This window comes from Marinobacter sp. AN1 (assembly GCF_026013985.1).
Lineage (GTDB): Bacteria > Pseudomonadota > Gammaproteobacteria > Pseudomonadales > Oleiphilaceae > Marinobacter > Marinobacter segnicrescens.
In genome coordinates, this window is record NZ_CP110342.1 from 4,130,703 (window position 1) to 4,143,356 (window position 12,654).

Genomic DNA, 12,654 nt, shown 5'->3' on the forward strand with positions numbered 1-12,654 from the left:
CACACAGGAGTAACCCTTGATGTTAACCGTCTGGGCGATACTGATTGACGGGTTTATCTACGCCTCCTGGCTGTTCCTGGTGGCAGCCGGGCTGACCGTCATCTACGGCGTTATGCGAATACTCAACATGGCCCACGGCAGCCTCTATGCCCTGGGCGCCTACGCCGCCGCCTCGGCCCTTGGCTGGTACTACGCCGACGGGGGCGACCAGCTGTGGATGGCCTTTGCCATTATCGCGGTGTGTGCCGTCGCCATCGGTGCGGTTACCGGCCTCGCCATCGAACGGGGCCTGCTGCGGATTATGTATGGCCGTGATGAAATCCTGATGCTGATCATCACCTTTGCCGTACTGCTGATTCTTGAAGACGTCATGAAGCTGGTCTGGGGCACCACGCCCTACTTTGCCTACCAGCCCTACGCCGCCATGGGGCGGATCAATATCGACGTGCTGACCGTGTCCCGCTATGACCTGATGGTACTGGTGGTGTCCATCGTGATCGGTGCCGGCCTCTGGTTCTGGCTCGAGCGCACCCGTATCGGCAAGATCCTGCGCTCCATCATCCATGACCGGGAAGTATCGAAGGCCATGGGTGTGAACGTGGGGCGTATGTTCACCATTACCTTCATGATCGGCGCAACCCTGGGTGCCATCGCCGGTGGCATCACCGCACCGATCATTTCCGTGGTGCCCGGCATCGGCATTGAAGTCATCGTGCTGGCCTTCGCGGTAGTTGTTACAGGCGGGCTCGGCAGCATTACCGGTGCCGCGATCGGCGCCATCATCGTCGGCCTGGCCAGGGCCACCTCGATCCATACCATGCCCGAGCTGGAACTGTTCATCATCTACGCCGTCATGGCCGCAGTACTGGTATTCCGGCCCCATGGGCTCTTTGGTCAGGCGGTAGCGAGGAAAATATGATGAAAGCAGACAGAACCGAACTGTCATTGATCGGCGTTGCCATCGCCGTTGCCATTGCTGCCCAGTTCAGCCCCAACTGGCTGGTTTTCACCCTGACCCTTGCCATCTCCACCGGCCTGGTGGTCATGGGCGTGGTCATGCTGATGCGGGCCGGGCTGGTTTCCTTCGGCCAGGGCCTGTTCTACTGCCTTGGTGGCTATGCGGTAGGCCTGGGCGGACGCTTCCTGGGCATTACCGACGCCCTGGTGCTGATCGGCCTCGGTGTCGTGGCCACGGTGGCTGTTGCCATGATTCTCGGGTTACTGGTGACCCGGTACCGGGAGATTTTCTTCGCCATGCTGTCGCTGGCGTTTTCCATGATCCTGTACGGCATCCTGGTGAAAAGCCATGGCCTGGGAAGCACCGACGGCTTCGGGGTGGTGGACTGGACCTTGCTCTGGTTCGACTCGGAAACCAGCGATGGTGCCAACATGGCGCTGATGCTCGCCATTGCCGTGGCGCTGGTGGTTGCCCTGTTCCTGAACCGCTACTTCAAGTCCAGCATTGGCCTGGCCTGTGAGGCGATACGGGAAAACGAGGTGCGCGTGGAATACATGGGAATCTCACGCCAGCAGATCCTGTACATCAACTACGTGATTGCGGCGGCCATCGGCTCCGTGGGCGGCTCCATGACGGCACTGGCGGCCGGCCACGTGGACCCCACCATGGCCTATTGGACCATTTCCGGTGAATTCGTGTTCATCGCCATCCTCGGCGGCACCGGCCATGTGGCAGCACCGTTCATTGCCGCGCTGATCTTCACGCTGGTGCGCACCTACGCCATTGAGCTGGCGCCCAATGCCTGGCAGATGATCCTCGGCATTGTACTGCTGCTGATCATCCTGTTCCTGCCCAAGGGCATCTGGAGCCTGTTCACCCGCAAGAAAGGGGCCGCCTCATGACCGAGATTCTGAAAACCGAGGGGCTGTCCCGCTATTTCGGTGCGGTGACCGCCGCTGAAGATATCAACGTTACCATTACCGAAGGGGAAATCGTCGGTGTCATCGGCTCCAACGGGGCCGGCAAGACCACGTTTATCAATATGGTGACCGGGTACCTGCCGCCCTCGAAGGGGTCGATCTCCTTTGACGGCAAGCCCATCAAGGGCCTTGGCCCCCGCAAGCTCATGCGCAAGGGGCTAACCCGCTCGTTCCAGATACCACAGCTGTTCCTGGAACTGCCGGTGATCGACAACCTGTCCATTGCCCTGGCCGCAGCGGAACACAAGCAGTTCCAGATGCTGCGCCCGGTGCATACCCCCGAGCGCCTGAAGGCAGCGGAGGAAATCCTCGAACAGATGCACATCACCGAGTACCGGGACGAAATGGTAACCGCCATGCCCCAGGGTGCCCGCAAGCTTCTCGACATTGCCATCGCCATGCTGGGCAAGCCCCGAATGCTGCTGCTGGACGAGCCCACCAGTGGCGTCAGCATGGAGGAAAAATACACCCTGATGGACACGGTCATGGAAGCGGTCCGTGCCCGCGGCCTGACCGTGCTGTTCGTGGAACACGATATGGAAATTGTGCAGCGCTATGTCACCAGGGTGCTGGCCTTTGCCAGTGGCGTGGTGATCAAGGATGGTCCGGTTGACGAGGTCCTCGCCGATGAAAAGGTGCAGGAACTGGTCACCGGCAAGCAACACAAACCAACCGCATCCGGGGGAGACGCCTGATATGAGCCTTGAAATATCCAATCTCGACGTCTCCATTGAGGGCATCAAGATACTCCGGGACATCAACCTGACCATTCCCACTGGCAAGATGGCGGGACTGATCGGCCACAACGGTGCCGGCAAGACCACCCTGATCCGGGCCATTATGGGTCTGTTGCCGCCCGACAAGGGTTCGATCACTTTCAAGGGTGAGGACATCACCCGGCTGCCCTCCCACCGCCGGGCCAACATGCGCATCAGTTACATGCCTGAAGACCGGCGCCTGATCCCGGAGCTGACGGTCACCGAGAACATGCTGATGCCGGCCTGGGCCAACAAGATCCGGGATGGTGAAGAGCGCCTGAAATGGGTCTACTCGCTGATGCCGGAAATCGCCGACTTTGGCGAGCGCAAGGCCCTGCAGCTTTCAGGGGGCCAGCAGAAGCTCGTTGCTCTGGGCCGCGCCCTGATTCCGGGCCGGGAAATGATCCTGCTGGACGAGCCCTTCGAAGGGTGGCACCGGTGTTGGCCAAGCGCCTGTCTGCGGTGATTGCCGACCTTCGGGGCGAGGGTCTGACCGTGCTTATTGCCGAGTCCGATGACAGCCATTCCGCCGACCTGGTGGACGCCACCTGGCGGATCGAGCGGGGCGCGGTTTCACAAGGTCGCAGGGATACGTCAGAATCATCGGGACTGACCGATTACTGATGGATCCGAATAAGGAGAACAACCATGAAAATTCGTGCTGCGGTACTACAAGCCATTGGCGCCGAACGCCCTTACACTGAAACAAAGCCGTTGGTTATCGAGGAGCTGGAGCTGGACCCACCCGGCGATAACGAGGTGCTGATACAGATCAAGGCCGCTGGCCTGTGCCATTCGGACCTGTCCGTTATCGACGGCAACCGCCCGCGCCCGGTACCCATGGCCCTGGGCCACGAAGCCGCCGGTATCGTCAAGGAAGTGGGTAACGGCGTCCGGGACCTCAAACCCGGTGACCATGTGGTCGCAGTATTCGTGCCCAGCTGTGGTCATTGTGAGCCCTGCGCAGAGGGTCGCCCGGCCCTGTGCGAGCCGGCCGCGAAGACCAATAACGCCGGCACCCTGGTGAGCGGCGAGCACCGACTGCATCGGGCTGATGGCACTGCCATCAACCATCACCTGGGGGTTTCCGCGTTTGCGGACCATGCGGTGGTGTCCCGGGATTCCCTGGTGAAAGTCGACCCGGAGCTGCCCCTGCACCATGCAGCGTTGTTCGGTTGCGCCGTGCTGACCGGGGTCGGTGCGTCCATCAACTCCGCTGATATCAAGGCAGGCCAGACCGTGGCCGTCGTCGGCCTCGGTGGCGTAGGCCTCAACAGCGTGCTGGGAGCCCTGGTGGCCGGTGCCAGTGAAGTGATCGCCATCGACCTGGATGACAGCAAGCTGGCCCTGGCGAAGGAACTGGGTGCGACCCACACCTTCAACTCCGGTGAAGAAGGCGTGGTGGACGCGATCAAACAGCTCACCAACGGCGGCGTCAACTGTGCCATCGAAATGGCCGGCTCCGAGAAAGCCCTGGAGTTTGCCTACCAGATCACCCGCCGCGGCGGCACCACGGTGACCGGCGGCCTGGCCCACCCGGAAAAGAAGGTCGCTTTGCAACAGGTCAGCCTAGTGGCAGAAGAACGCACGCTCAAGGGCAGTTACGTGGGCAGCTGCGTGCCGGTAAGGGATGTGGCCCGCTACGTCAGCCTGTTCCGCCAGGGCAAGCTGCCGGTGGACAAACTGCTGAGCGACACCCTGACCCTGGACCAGATCAACGAAGGATTCGAGAAACTGGCTGCCGGTAAGGCCGTGCGACAGGTGATTCTGTTCGACTGACAATCCACACATAACAACTACACTACGGCTACCACTTTCTCCCTTGCACCACCCACCGGCGGTTGTTACCGCCGGTGGTTAATCACAACAACAAGCAACGCAACAAGGAGAACAACCATGCCCTTCAAACCATCCCTCCTGGCCCTGTGCACAGGAACCCTGATTGCCGGACTGTCCACTGTGGCAATTGCACAGCAGACGCCCATGGATACCCTGCAAAACGACGCACCCAACAACTGGGGCAAATGGGGAGAGGACGACCAGGTAGGCGCCCTCAACTACCTGGGTGAGGAACAGGTAAAAAACGGCGCCGGAACCATCAAGAGCGGTAAAACCTTTACCCTGCAGATCCCCATGACCTCAGGCTCCGGCCCGGTGTTTCCCGGCCGCGTGCCCACCCAGCATTTCATGGCCACGGACGCCGGCGTCTACATGGCAGGCAAGGCTGAACCGGCCCCGGGCGGTATGAAGTACTCGGACGACGTCGCCTTCATGTACCTGCAGGGCACCACCCACGTGGATGGCCTGGCCCATGCCTGGTATGGCAACCAGATCTACGGCGGCAAGGGTGAGGAAACCTCCGTTCACGGTCACACCCACGCGGATGTCGGTGAGATCGGCGAAAAAGGCATCGTCGGTCGAGCGGTCCTGCTGGATGTCGGCCGCCATATGGGCAGCGATGACCTCCATCGCCTGCCCACAGACACCTGCATCAACCTTGAAGACCTGGAGGCCACGGCAGAAGCCCAAGGCACCACCATCAACAAGCGGGACATCCTGGTGATCCGCACTGGTTCCATCGCCCGCTTCTGGGAAGAGGAGCCGGACGAGGAATGGAACGCCATGAACGAGCCCGGCCTGTGCCACAGCAATGAACTGCTGAGCTGGCTGGACGAGATGGAAACCCCGATGATTGCTACCGACAATATCGCGGTTGAGAAAGTGGTCCAGGAAATCGACGGGCAGACCTACATTATCCCGCTGCACGGCGCATTGATGCGGGATATGGGTGTGGTGCTGTCAGAAATCTGGTGGCTGGATGACCTGGCGGCGGACAGTGCCGAGGACGGTCAGTACAGCTTCATGCTGGTGGCGGCGCCCTGAAAGTGGAACAGGGTACTGGCTCCCCGGTTAACCCGGTGGCTATCAAGTAGGAAATGAAGGCCCGGCCCCGGAGTCTACCGGGGCCGGAAACCCCGATTCATTCCGGGGCGCTGTTTCCACGGCGCTACTGGTTCTCGTCATCCTGGCGCCGTTGAGCGCCATTCTGCTCCCCTTGATGCTCGTTTTGCATTTCCTTGCGCTCCTCGCGGTACTCCTGGCGCATCTGCTCGCCGTCCCGGCGATGCTCTTCCCGCATCCGGTCGCCCTGCTGGCCTCCGCGACGGCCCTCAGCATTGCGGTTCCCTGCCTCGTCCGCCTGCTCCGTGGGCGACGCGTCTGGCATATTGTCGCCGGTCGGACGAATCGCCTGGCTCTCTGGAGAGGCGGCCCAGGCTGAAGAGGTGATCAGCAGCATGGCCGTGATGGCAGCAGATAGTGATTTATTCATGGCGCCTCCCTGTTTTTCGATGCAATAGGTGCCCTGGTTGCTGTTCACTTCCAGGTGCATACGCCGCGCAGGGTCTGTGTCATAGGGCTCTGGAACAGGACATGTTCCCCAGCACCTCCCACCTGCCCGGGCAAGATATAACTTTTAATATTGCACCGGGAAGGCAGGATTTAAAGGGTCGTAGAATTACCAATGGGACACAACGGGGCGATGCCTATTGCTGCACCACCACTTCAAACCCGCCGTAAATCAATCGCTTACCATCAAACGGCATCGGGTTGGTGTCCGGTTGAAGACGCGGATCTTCCATCACCTGTTGCATGCCCCGGTCCCGGGTGGCCTTGTCGGGCCAGACGATCCACGAGAACACCACGGTCTCCTCCGGCTTGCATTTCACAGCCATGGGAAAGGACGTCACTTCACCGTCGGGTACGTCATCTCCCCAGCACTCCACAAACTCGGTGGCGCCATACTCCCGGAAGACCACCCCTGCATCGCTGGCGTGGCGAACGTATTTTTCACGATTGGCTGTGGGTACAGCCGCAACAAAACCATCGATATAGCTCATTACCTGTTCTCCTCATCCTTCGGTGGCAGCTCCCGCACGGGCCTGACCTCGATACTGCCCAGGCGTGCCGGCGGGATATGGCTGGCCAGTTGCAAGGCCTCGTTAAGGTCCCTGGCGTCCAGCAGGTAGAAACCCGCCAGCTGCTCCCTGGTCTCGGCGAAGGGACCATCAGAGAGCTGGACCTCACCATCACGGACCCGCAACGTTGTCGCGGACTCCACCGGCTGCAGTGCCTGCCCGGCCAGGTAGTGGCCGCCCTCCGTCAATTTCTCCACGCAGCCCAGGCACTCCTGGTTCAGGTCATGCCAGGCCTGCTCGGTCATATCGTTGAAAGTGCTTTCCTGGTAGTACACCAGGGCCACGTATTTCATAGGCATCTCCCAGTGGCACGCCATTGTCTTTGACCATAGAGTATCTTCATCGCCTGTCCTCCGTGGTTGTCGTTCGTCTGAAAACAGACCGGGCGCTGTTACAGTCCCGGGTTATCATCCAGTCGAATCACAACACCGGATTTCGACACGGCAGATGAATTTTTTCAGGAGGACGACAGTTCCTCCAGGCGTCGCTGCAGGAAACGGCGCTCCGGCTCCTGCCGGACCAGGGTCAGGGCTTGCTGATAAGCCAGTCGGGCCCGGTCCCGGTCACCACAACGTCGGTAAAGGTCGGCGCGGGCGGCGTGGAACAGGTGATAGCTCTGCAGGACCTTGTCGGCAGCAAGCTGGTCCAGCAACGCCAGCCCGTGCGCCGGGCCATCCCGCATGGCGATGGCCACCGCCCGGTTGAGGGCCACCACCGGTGTTGGCCACTTCTGGTAAAGCAAGCCGTACAGTGCGGCAATTTCAGCCCAATCGGTGGAGGCAGGGTCCTTCGCATCGGCATGGGACGCGGCGATGGCGGCCTGGAGCGTATAGGGACCCGGATCCGGGTGAGCCAGCGCCTGCATCAGCCAGTGGCGCCCCTGTTCGATCTGACCCTGGTCCCAGAGCGAACGATCCTGCTCCTCGAGTGTCACCAGGTTGCCCTCGCCGTCTTCCCGCGCCGCCCACCGGGCATCATGCAGCAACAGCAGGGCCAGGAGCCCGTACACCTCCGGCCGTGGCAGCAGCCGGGACATCATGGCTCCCAGCCGGATCGCTTCCGCTGCCAGGCTGACATCCACCACCCTCGCACCTTCAGTAGCACTGTAACCTTCGTTGAACATCAGATAGATCACCTGCAACACCGGTGGCAAACGGGTCGGCAATTCCCGCTGGTCCGGCACTTCGTAGGGTATCCTCGCTTCGCGGACCTTGCGCTTGGCCCTGACAATGCGCTGGGCGAGGGTGGCGGGTTTCTGCAGCAACGCACGGGCGACCTGTTCGGTGGTCAGTCCACACACTTCCCTCAGGGTCAGTGCCAGCTGGGCCTCGCGCCCCAGGGCCGGGTGGCAGCAGGTGAAGATCAGGCGCAGGAGGTCATCCTGATAGATCGCGGTCCCCTGGTCGGACGGCCCCTCTACCTCTGGGGTCAGTAGTTCACTGTGGCGCCGGGCGGTCTGTTGCCGTCGGATGTGATCAATGGCCTTGTGATGTCCGGTACGAACCAGCCAGGCAACCGGGTTTCCGGGCGTGCCTTCGGAAGGCCACTGGGCAAGGGCCGCGGCGAAAGCCTCCTGAAGGCATTCCTCGGCCAGTTCAAACTCGCCGGTCAGGCGTATAAGTGTTGCCAGAACCTGCCGCGAATGTTGCTGATAAAGCTGCTCCAGATCCACCTTTGAGCTCCTTCTCCGGGGAAACAGAAATCACGTAGTTTACCCACAGATTATCCTGAAAAATTGCGCACAAATTCAGCAGACGTGTCCTATACTGGGACACTTGAACCGCGGGAATGCGGTATTTCATATCCGGATTGTAGTGGAAGCAGGCCGTATTGCTCATGTCCGTCACCCGTCATACTCCCAGCCCCCAGCCCCACTGGGTTGTTAACATGAACCGGCGCAACCGCAGCCTGTCCTTTGTGGCGGCTTTCCTGACCCTCGCCAGCCATGTCTGGCTGCAAGGTCTCTCTCCCTGGCTCTATCCGACCCTGGCGGTCAGCTTTCTGGTATGGCCCCAACTGGCCTATCTCCGGGCCCGGCGATCAGCCGATTCCATGCATTCGGAATTCAACAACCTGGTGATCGACTCAATCATTTTCGGCCTGTGGATCGCTGGCCTGGGCTTTCCGGTATGGATCACCTTCATTCTGGCCATCAGCATTACCATGAACCTGACGGTATTCCGGGGACTGCCCGGCATGGTCCAGGCCCTGACCGGCCTCGCCGGGGGCATCGTGGCCGGCGGGCTGTTTGCCGGTTTCTGGTGGCAGCCTGACACTCACTGGCTGACCACGCTCCTGGCTATAACCTCCATCTCCATGTACCTGTTGATGGTGGGCCATGTGTCGTTCAGCCGTAACCACTCCCTTCACGGTGCCCGTGAACGACAGCGCCAGACCGAGCAGGAGCTCAAACAGCAAATCGAGGAAAACCGGCAGCTGCAGGAACAGTTACAGGAACAGGCCAACCGTGATCCGCTGACAGGTCTGTACAACCGTCGCTACCTGGAGGACAGCCTGCACCGGGAAATGACCCGCTGCCTGAGGCAGGGCGACCCCCTGAGCCTGGTGCTGATCGACCTGGATCACTTCAAATCGGTGAACGATCGCTACGGTCATAGTGCAGGGGACCTGGTGATCAACCAGCTGGCCAGCGTACTGTCAGCGCTGTCCCGGGCCAGTGATATCGTTTGTCGTTTTGGCGGGGAGGAATTCCTGGTGGTGCTACCGGGCACAGGGCTGGAAGCCGCAGAGGCCCGCGCCGAGGATTACCGGCGCATGTTCGAGAAGACCCCGGTGGCGGTAGGCGACAACCTCCTTTCCGTCACCCTGTCGGCGGGCGTGGCCTGTAGCTATCGTGAGATACCGCCCGACGACCTGATTCGCCAGGCGGACCTGGCCCTTTACGAAGCCAAGGAGGCTGGCCGCAACCGGGTTGCCTGCCGGGCACCCTGGACCAGCGAGCCACAAAGCGCCTGAACAGGAGGAGCTGTAGGCTCAGTCTCCTGTGGTCGGTGCTCCTACCGCAACTTCGGCGGGGAAGCGCCGGATTCGCAGGGTCAGGTAGACCCCTGCCAGCAACACCACGAAGGTAAAGCCAAACGCCACCCGGAAGCCCCCGCTGAACTCGATCAGCCAGCCAGCCACCGCCGGCCCCACCAGCTGCCCGGAAGCGAAGAATACCGTGACAAAGCTGAAGGCAATGGGAATGTACCTGGGCGCCACCTGGTCGGTGGCGCTGGCCTGGATCAGGGCAAACATGCCGTTGACCGACAGCCCCATCACCAGGAAGTGCAGGAAGAAGGTCACCAGTGACTGATCAATCAGCGGCAGGCCCATAGCCAGGGTCACCAGGGCCAGCGAGGCGGTCAGCGCGTTGCCACGTCCCCAGTGGTCCGACAGCCAGCCCCACAGGGGACCCGCAGCAATGGACATCAGCCCCATCATGGCCATGAAGGCACCAGCGGTCGCCTCGGCATGGCCTTCTTCCACCATGAAGCTGATCATGAAAATGGCCTGCACGATGTAGGTGACGCCAATAATGCCGTATACCGTGGCCACGGTGATCACCCGGTGATTCCGGTAGATCAGCCATTTGTCATCCGAGGGTGGTGTTTCTCCAGAGCTGGCGGCCAATCGCGGCGGGTCCTTGGCGAAGACGGTAATCAGCACCGCCACAATAACCGCCACGCAACCGAAGATTCCCCAGCTGACGCGCCAGCCATTGTCACCGAACAGGTTGGTCATCAGGGGAGCCAGCGCTCCCACCAGCAACATCCCCATACCGACGCCGCTGGTCATCAGACCGATCACCAGTCCCCGTTTTTCCGGGTACCAGGTGGCCAGCAGTGACACCATCGGCGCAAAGCTGAAAGCGGTACCGAACCCCAGCAATGCCATCAGCCCCAGCAATAGCCAGTAATGGGACGCCACGGTCAGCCCGGCAAATCCCAGCGCCACCGAGACCAGGCCAAACACGATCGTGGGCTTTGCTCCGAAACGGGCGGCGGCCACACCCCCGGCCAGTACAAACAGCAGATAACCGAGGGCGGTAATAGTGCCGAGTACCCCCGCCTGCTGGTAACTGAGACCGAGATCTGCCCGCATGGGCGGCAGGATGACCCCGTAGGCCATACGGGCAAAGGCAATAACCACCAGGCTGGTGAGCAGCCCGCAGGTCACCATGATCAGCAGATTCGGGCGTTCCGGCGTCGGAGACATCTTCGCTTCCAGTAAAAGGGTTCAGAACAGCCTGCACGGTGAAAACCGGGCGGCCGGTGGAATATCGGTACAACCGTTGGAGTTTCCCGTCCCGGAGAGACTATGTGCTTCCGGGAGCGGGTCAGGACCAGACGCTCAGTGGCTGGCGGCCGTTCCTCCGTGGCCGTTATGGACCGGGCCTGCGCGGCGGTCGATCTCCTGTTGCAGGGATTTGCAGAGTCCGAACCCGAAGGCCGCCTCCGCCACCACGAACAGTGGCCCGATCAGCAGTCCTACGATATCGTCCACGAAAGCCGGTTTGCGACCCTCATAGTAGTGACCGATAAACTGCGCGACCCAGCCCACCACAAACAGCCCGATACCCCACGCCAGCCAGGCAGTCGTGGACAGGGCAGCCACCTGCATACCAACCCAGACGGCCAGGGCCATGAGCACACCCATGACAACGCCAAAGCGAAGATCAAGAACCAGGTAATAAAGCACGCTTGCCAGGGCGATAAACCAGATTGGCGACATGGTAACGCCGGCGACTTCGAAGGCGGGGCGGGCCAGCAGGATGGCGATGGCCACCACGATCATCGGAATACCGATGAAGTGGGTGATGATGTTGCGTCTGTCGCGGTGATAGCTGGCATAGTTGGCCAGCTGGTCGGTTATTGTTTTCATTATGATGCTCCTGTTCAGCAAGCCCACGGAAAGTTATCCGAGGACTCTTGCATCTGTGAAGATAGCTGCCTACAGGAATAATTACCAGAGGGGCGCCGGGTGGTCTTGCGTCCACACGCCGCGCCCGACAAACAGCCTGCTATTTGCGCACCCAGCGACCGTTCACCTGGATATACTGACCTGAAGGCGTCTTCTCCAGGGCTTTCTTACCAGCCACGGCCTCTACCTGGCTGACCGGAATGTCATGCTTTTCAGCAATTCGGGCATATTCGGCGCGCCGGGCTTCGTTAATCGCCTCAACGATGGCTTCGGCCTCACCACCTCCGGACACCACACCGAGGTATCCTGTCGGCATCTCACCCACCTGCCCCGAGCTCTTGGCGCTTTCGAGGCGGCCCTTGGCTTCATCAAGGGACAGGGCAGCCGCCGGCAGTGCCAGCATCATGGCCATCAGTATGGCCGTAGCGTATTTGAACAGTGTCATCATGCAGCTCCTTGAAACCATGCTGACCGGGCTCAGAACAGGCCCTGGTCGGTAAAGAGTTCATCCACTTCCCGGTCTACTTTTACGTAGATCTCATGCTGGATCTTAACGTTCAGGTTGACTGTAATCGGCTCCTTGGGCGCCGCCATCTGCACGGTAGGGGTGCAGGCGGCCAACAGACTGCCCAGCAACATTGCGGCCACTGCCGCTCCCGCTCGGGTACTTGCCTTCATGGTCTCTCCTTGCCTGTTCCGGCCTCGCCCCGTGGCGAAGACCTGACTATTGGGTATCGACACCGTCCTGCTGCAAACGTTCGCGGACCCTTTCGGTGACCGCCTCATTAACCCGGCCGCTCAGCTGCAGGCTGGTCAGCAATGCCGGTATATCTTCCTCAAGATTGATATTGAGCACCACCGGGCGGTCGCTGTCCACCCCGGGGCTGCTACCACGAAGTTGCAGGTCCAGTACCAGGGTGCCGTCTTCGGAGTAGCTGATCCCGCTTTCAAGCAGTTCATAGTGAAAGTCTTCCATGGCACGGGTGACCAGGGCCATGGCTTCGTTGGTGGCCGCCATGGCCTGCAGCTTGTCCGCTGGCAACTGTAGCCGGCCCCGG

Annotated in this window: 17 protein-coding genes; 8 read left to right on the plus strand and 9 right to left on the minus strand. The window is 60.9% G+C overall.

From position 1 onward, the window contains the following. The first annotated feature begins 19 nt into the window (after positions 1–19). The 7 genes from LJ360_RS19050 to LJ360_RS19080 all read left to right on the plus strand — a co-directional run bounded on the left by LJ360_RS19050 (position 20) and on the right by LJ360_RS19080 (position 5,579). A complete protein-coding gene (locus LJ360_RS19050; protein ID WP_264996068.1) occupies positions 20–919 on the plus strand; it encodes a branched-chain amino acid ABC transporter permease in 900 nt (299 codons plus the stop codon). Further along, positions 919–1,860, plus strand: a complete 942-nt coding sequence (locus LJ360_RS19055; protein ID WP_264994769.1) for a branched-chain amino acid ABC transporter permease — start codon at positions 919–921, stop codon at positions 1,858–1,860. Before LJ360_RS19050 ends, LJ360_RS19055 begins: the two co-directional genes overlap by 1 nt. Further along, positions 1,857–2,633 (plus strand): ABC transporter ATP-binding protein, encoded by a 777-nt coding sequence (locus LJ360_RS19060; RefSeq protein ID WP_264994770.1) that lies wholly within the window; start codon positions 1,857–1,859, stop codon positions 2,631–2,633. Before LJ360_RS19055 ends, LJ360_RS19060 begins: the two co-directional genes overlap by 4 nt. A gap of 1 nt (position 2,634) precedes the next feature. After that, positions 2,635–3,162, plus strand: coding sequence for an ATP-binding cassette domain-containing protein (locus tag LJ360_RS19065; RefSeq protein WP_264994771.1), 528 nt, complete (start codon positions 2,635–2,637; stop codon positions 3,160–3,162). Continuing rightward, positions 3,138–3,320 carry a hypothetical protein gene (locus tag LJ360_RS19070; protein WP_264994772.1) on the plus strand — a complete coding sequence of 61 codons (183 nt, stop codon included), beginning with the start codon at positions 3,138–3,140 and terminating at the stop codon, positions 3,318–3,320. The genes LJ360_RS19065 and LJ360_RS19070 overlap by 25 nt, the downstream gene beginning before the upstream one ends. A 24-nt stretch (positions 3,321–3,344) precedes the next feature. After that, positions 3,345–4,475: a zinc-dependent alcohol dehydrogenase family protein gene (locus tag LJ360_RS19075; protein WP_091853883.1), complete on the plus strand. Its 1,131-nt coding sequence runs from the start codon at positions 3,345–3,347 to the stop codon at positions 4,473–4,475. A 117-nt stretch (positions 4,476–4,592) separates the two neighbouring features. Then, positions 4,593–5,579 (plus strand): cyclase family protein, encoded by a 987-nt coding sequence (locus LJ360_RS19080; RefSeq protein WP_264994773.1) that lies wholly within the window; start codon positions 4,593–4,595, stop codon positions 5,577–5,579. 124 nt (positions 5,580–5,703) lie between these two features. Here LJ360_RS19080 and LJ360_RS19085 read toward each other — a convergent pair whose 3' ends face one another. The 4 genes from LJ360_RS19085 to LJ360_RS19100 form a co-directional block, all read right to left on the minus strand. Then, entirely contained in the window at positions 5,704–6,027 is a 324-nt protein-coding gene (locus LJ360_RS19085) for a hypothetical protein (protein ID WP_143066621.1), read from the minus strand. 214 nt (positions 6,028–6,241) lie between these two features. After that, complete coding sequence (locus tag LJ360_RS19090; protein ID WP_264994774.1) at positions 6,242–6,595, minus strand: DUF1428 domain-containing protein; 354 nt, start codon at positions 6,593–6,595, stop codon at positions 6,242–6,244. Beyond that, positions 6,595–6,966: a YciI family protein gene (locus tag LJ360_RS19095; RefSeq protein ID WP_264994775.1), complete on the minus strand. Its 372-nt coding sequence runs from the start codon at positions 6,964–6,966 to the stop codon at positions 6,595–6,597. The genes LJ360_RS19090 and LJ360_RS19095 overlap by 1 nt, the downstream gene beginning before the upstream one ends. Positions 6,967–7,130: 164 nt before the next feature. Then, positions 7,131–8,339, minus strand: coding sequence for an RNA polymerase sigma factor (locus LJ360_RS19100; protein ID WP_091853974.1), 1,209 nt, complete (start codon positions 8,337–8,339; stop codon positions 7,131–7,133). A 221-nt stretch (positions 8,340–8,560) separates the two neighbouring features. On the opposite strand from LJ360_RS19100, the gene LJ360_RS19105 reads away from it, so the two are divergent. After that, positions 8,561–9,649 carry a sensor domain-containing diguanylate cyclase gene (locus LJ360_RS19105; RefSeq protein WP_264994776.1) on the plus strand — a complete coding sequence of 363 codons (1,089 nt, stop codon included), beginning with the start codon at positions 8,561–8,563 and terminating at the stop codon, positions 9,647–9,649. Positions 9,650–9,667: 18 nt separating this feature from the next. Here the strand turns inward: LJ360_RS19105 and LJ360_RS19110 are convergent, their stop codons facing one another. From LJ360_RS19110 to LJ360_RS20075, 5 genes are all read right to left on the minus strand, one after another. After that, positions 9,668–10,891, minus strand: a complete 1,224-nt coding sequence (locus LJ360_RS19110) for an MFS transporter (protein ID WP_264994777.1) — start codon at positions 10,889–10,891, stop codon at positions 9,668–9,670. A gap of 135 nt (positions 10,892–11,026) precedes the next feature. Further along, positions 11,027–11,557 carry a DUF962 domain-containing protein gene (locus tag LJ360_RS19115; protein ID WP_264994778.1) on the minus strand — a complete coding sequence of 177 codons (531 nt, stop codon included), beginning with the start codon at positions 11,555–11,557 and terminating at the stop codon, positions 11,027–11,029. A 139-nt stretch (positions 11,558–11,696) separates the two neighbouring features. After that, a complete protein-coding gene (locus LJ360_RS19120; protein WP_091853869.1) occupies positions 11,697–12,041 on the minus strand; it encodes a YdbL family protein in 345 nt (114 codons plus the stop codon). Positions 12,042–12,073: 32 nt separating this feature from the next. Then, complete coding sequence (locus LJ360_RS19125; RefSeq protein ID WP_091853867.1) at positions 12,074–12,274, minus strand: YnbE family lipoprotein; 201 nt, start codon at positions 12,272–12,274, stop codon at positions 12,074–12,076. 46 nt (positions 12,275–12,320) lie between these two features. After that, positions 12,321–12,614, minus strand: a complete 294-nt coding sequence (locus tag LJ360_RS20075; RefSeq protein WP_413774381.1) for a YdbH domain-containing protein — start codon at positions 12,612–12,614, stop codon at positions 12,321–12,323. Positions 12,615–12,654 lie beyond the last annotated feature (40 nt).